5 protein-coding genes are annotated in these 2,991 nt (G+C 57.6%); 1 reads left to right on the forward strand and 4 read right to left on the reverse strand.

The genetic code is table 11. The annotated features are described in order from the left end of the window. On the forward strand, positions 1-230 hold a 230-nt coding region (locus E1N52_RS43330; protein WP_165979312.1), incomplete at its 5' end, for an ATP-binding protein. Between the two features lie 24 nt (positions 231-254). Here E1N52_RS43330 and E1N52_RS43335 read toward each other — a convergent pair. From E1N52_RS43335 to E1N52_RS43350, 4 genes are all read right to left on the reverse strand, one after another. Beyond that, positions 255-818 (reverse strand): hypothetical protein, encoded by a 564-nt coding sequence (locus tag E1N52_RS43335; protein WP_133191205.1) that lies wholly within the window; start codon positions 816-818, stop codon positions 255-257. A 261-nt stretch (positions 819-1,079) separates the two neighbouring features. After that, the gene (locus E1N52_RS43340; RefSeq protein ID WP_133191207.1) at positions 1,080-1,556 is read right to left on the reverse strand and encodes a hypothetical protein; all 477 of its coding nucleotides are present in this window, start codon (positions 1,554-1,556) and stop codon (positions 1,080-1,082) included. A gap of 496 nt (positions 1,557-2,052) precedes the next feature. Beyond that, complete coding sequence (locus tag E1N52_RS43345; RefSeq protein WP_133191209.1) at positions 2,053-2,535, reverse strand: hypothetical protein; 483 nt, start codon at positions 2,533-2,535, stop codon at positions 2,053-2,055. Positions 2,536-2,762: 227 nt separating this feature from the next. After that, positions 2,763-2,991 (reverse strand): transposase (locus E1N52_RS43350; RefSeq protein WP_133184843.1); only part of this gene is annotated, 229 nt, incomplete at its 5' end.

Consider the following 2,991-nt stretch of genomic DNA (forward strand, 5'->3'; position numbering starts at 1 on the left):
AACTGCTGCAGACCCTCGTCCATCAACGCTACAAGCAACGCCGCAGCATCCTCGTCACGTCCAACCGCGTCGTCCAGGACTGGGGGCGCTACCTTCGCGACAGCACCATGGCTTCGACGATCCTTGACCGTCTGCTGCATCGCTCCAAACTCCTCGAGTTTGAAGGCAAGAGCTATCGTCTCCGTGAAGCCGCTGCCAGGCTTGCCGTCACTGAGGAATCCGACGCATAATCCGCTCGTCCTGCCTGGGGGAATTTAGCCGCCCACAAGTGGAGGAGTTTGAACTGCCCATCGGGGCGCAACACTACAAGCGATTGAGTTGGCCGAATGTAGGTGCCAAATGTAGTTCGGCGAGGGCTTATCGGCGCGGCCGCCGGGGAATCCAGTCACCGCAACAATGGCGAGACAGAACCAAAGCACCAAACCGCCAGCGTAAAGCAGGTCAAGACCCATGCTGTGGCTCACGTACTTGGACAGCCAGAGAGGCAGCGGACGCTTCGACCAAAAAGCTATTACCGGTTGATCAGGTCTTGCGCGCCGCGGCGCCGCGCTCGACTGTCCTGCCGAGAGCTTCTCGGTCAACTTGTGTTGACGGCCAAAGAAACCCACATTCAGGCCCAGTTTCCAGTATTCGTGTTCGATTTCTATTCCGCGGTGAGCGATGTTTGTAAAGAGCGCGCGCGTGCGGAGCTCAAGAATCCAAACGCAAAGGGTTATAAACCATGCAAGTAGCGATATGCCCAAGCGTAGCGGCGATGTCTGCGCGCTCAACCATGCCGTCATGAACACACCTACCGCTGGTACATAAAGAGCAGCCACGGTGAACCTGCTCGTAACAAGCGACGCGTGATAGTCCACGCAAGCGCGATGCTCAGCAAGTATCTCTTCGGGGCCGTATGGTTTGCGCGAACGCCTGCGCGATGGTCTATCTCGCATCAACTGAACTCGTTGGATGTTGCACTTTTCGTTTTAAATATATGACTGGCGCGGGTCACGTCGGTCTAGATCTCGTCGACGCTGTGCCGCCGCGAGTATCGCCATTTTATCGAGAACGGTGCCGGCATACCGGGTCCGCCTAGTTCAGAGGGGGGAATACTGACCGTCGTTTGCCGCAGTCTCCGATGCGAACTTTCGCAACTGCCAATCCCTGATCTGTACAAGCGCGTCTGCCCACTCGCTAGGCGTAAGCGAGCGCCAGTTCGCCTCAGGCCTTGGCCATACACGTTTGACCCGGAGACCCTCAATGTCATGCCATGCAGGGCTCGCGGGATTGGCCTGGGAAGAGGGCGTGTATAGCGAGACGAACGCCGGCAGGTTGGCCATCCTCGCGAGTTCCTTGATCACGCCAGTCGGCTTTTCCTGCCCGATGTCCCGTGCTACCTCGACAAGCGCCAGTGGCAGCTTGTTGTCATAGCCGTATTCGACGAACAGTACGCTATCGAGATCGGCCATCGTCAACGAATTGGCTTGGCGACGACCGAGGTAGCGACTAAGTGATCGCGGCCGGTGCCAGACACCGTACGCGCGGTCGCGAATCAGGAATTGTTCTTCTTGCATAGTTGATCTTCCGGACATCAATTTGTCTGGTTAGCTCATTAGTCTTCTCTTACATAGACGTGAGACACAATTGCGTGCGCCGAGGTCGCCATTGACGCTAGATTTGCGAAGAAGGCGGCCCGCAGGTCACTGGTGAACGCGCCAACGTCGCCGTCTTCACATAGCATCAGCGACGCGCGAAGGGCGCCGAGCAGGTAGTGCACACGCTCGACGTCCGCTGCAGTTAGATCAGTACGAACCGTCCCTGCGGGAAGAGGCTGCTCACTCACGCTATGCACGCTCTGCCTCTTGCACGTTAGAGCGATTCGCGCGCTGGCTTCCAGCTTCTGCGCGCCGTTGGTAACCGCCATTCAACCCGATATCGTCAACCCAGAGCCGCGCGCAGTACGTTGAGCACGTCGAGTACCGTGCCAACGTGGTCTGTAGGGATAGAAGATTCGGGCCAAAACCTCGCAGGATTGCCCGCCATCCAGTTCGGCGGGTTCCGAATCCTTCGCTACTTTGCGGGCCGCTGACCCGAGGAAAGGATGGTGCTCAACGTGGTGCCGCCGATAGACTCGCAGGTCACGGGCTTCGGATCGATCCACTGTACAGCCACTCCGCGCACGACCGGCCGGACCATACGCCACGGCCAAAAGCCAAAGCGTTGACTCCCGGTGTATTGAACGATTGCATCCGCGCCGTTCGACTGAGCGTATGCGGCCATCTTGGGCAGGATGTCTTCCACACTTCCATAAGTGCCCTTGCCGATTTTCAGTTTCTTGACGACCTTGTATTTCTGATCGGAGGGCGGGAGCTGTGAGAAAAAGCAGAAGTCGCCCAGGCTGCTAGCACGGTCAGTCGATGGATTCGTGAGATTCAATTCTTCCTCCGACGCGGGGTCCGCCGGAGAGTCGGCCGCATACGCGGTGCACGTTAGTACTCCCAGAGCAATCAGCGCCGCGACTATCGGGTGCTTGAAGTGTTGTGGCCGTTTCATGGATGGTCTCATTGTTGTATTCGCCTTGGGGCCGGCGCGTTTTTATGAACTCGGAGGGTAAGCGAGCGGGGTGCAATTGGCAACTGGTCCTGTGGCTTCGCCATTGCGGCTACTCTCGATAGTCGTAGTGTGCTGAAAGTGTGTTCGGGAGCCGGGTCGGGAAGTGTCTGAATTTTTGTGTGCAAGGCAGATAAAAACCTGCCGTCTGGCAGGTCATCAATTGCATTCTACAAATGATTCCTGGTGAAGCGATCCTCGTAGAGGATCGCGAACTGGTTCATCGCGGCTTTCCAGTCATGTGCGGCACGGCTCCAGTCAGCCGTGATATTGCGCAAGGCCAGCCACAGCAGTTTGGTCGCGGCCTCGTCCGTGGGGAAGTGCCCACGCGTCTTGACGATCTTGCGTAGCTGGGCGTTCACGCTTTCAATGGCGTTGGTCGTGTAGATCACTTTGCGC

Origin of the sequence: Paraburkholderia guartelaensis (assembly GCF_004353905.1) — a bacterium.
GTDB lineage: Bacteria > Pseudomonadota > Gammaproteobacteria > Burkholderiales > Burkholderiaceae > Paraburkholderia > Paraburkholderia guartelaensis.